This window comes from Pseudomonas sp. SDI, from assembly GCF_003105155.1.
Lineage (GTDB): Bacteria > Pseudomonadota > Gammaproteobacteria > Pseudomonadales > Pseudomonadaceae > Aquipseudomonas.
Genome location: NZ_QETK01000069.1, coordinates 1 through 649 on the forward strand (window position 1 = coordinate 1; position 649 = coordinate 649).

At 59.3% G+C, this 649-nt stretch carries 1 protein-coding gene; it reads right to left on the reverse strand.

Annotation, left to right across the window (positions count from 1 at the left end; genetic code table 11):
- The coding region (locus DCO48_RS22495; protein WP_177410634.1) for an immunoglobulin-like domain-containing protein at positions 1–597 on the reverse strand (597 nt) is incomplete at its 3' end.
- Positions 598–649 lie beyond the last annotated feature (52 nt).

The window sequence follows — 649 nt, forward strand, 5'->3', positions numbered from 1 at the left end:
CGTGTCAGTCGAGTGTTCCAGCTTCTCGTAGTTACCGCCTTCGACCTTGGTGATGCTGTTCGAGAGCGCTTCGTTGGTGTTGAGCACGTTATTCGGTGCCTTGAACTCAACGGAGTTGGAGCTTTCACCGACGCCAATGGTGATGGTCTGGCCGTTGGCCAAGGTCACGGTGAGTGGCGAGCCAGTAACTGGAGCGGTCACCGAAGCCGTGTAAACGACGTTGCCGCCCTCAGTAACGCTTGGGCTCGCAGTCAGGGTCACGGTCGACGTATCGATGGTGTCGGTGACGTGAGTCACGGCAGCGGTATCGCTGATGTCCAGCTTCTCGAAGTCACCACCAGTGGCGTTGGTGATTTTCACGCTGATGTCGCCAGCATCGAGGTAGGCATCGTCTTTAGGTGCGGCGACGCTGATGCTGTTCGACGTCTGCCCAGCAGCAATCACAATCGACTGGCCGTTTGACAGGTTCACCGTCACCGCCGTGCCCGCTGGGTTGCTCAGGGTGGCGGTGTAGGTGATCTGGCCACCTTCGGCGACGGTGCCGGTCGCGGTGAGCGACAGGCCGGTGGTATCAGCGGTGCCAGGAACATCAGTCACGGTTGTAGTAACCGTGTCGGTCGAGTGTTCCAGCTTCTCGTAATTGCCGCCT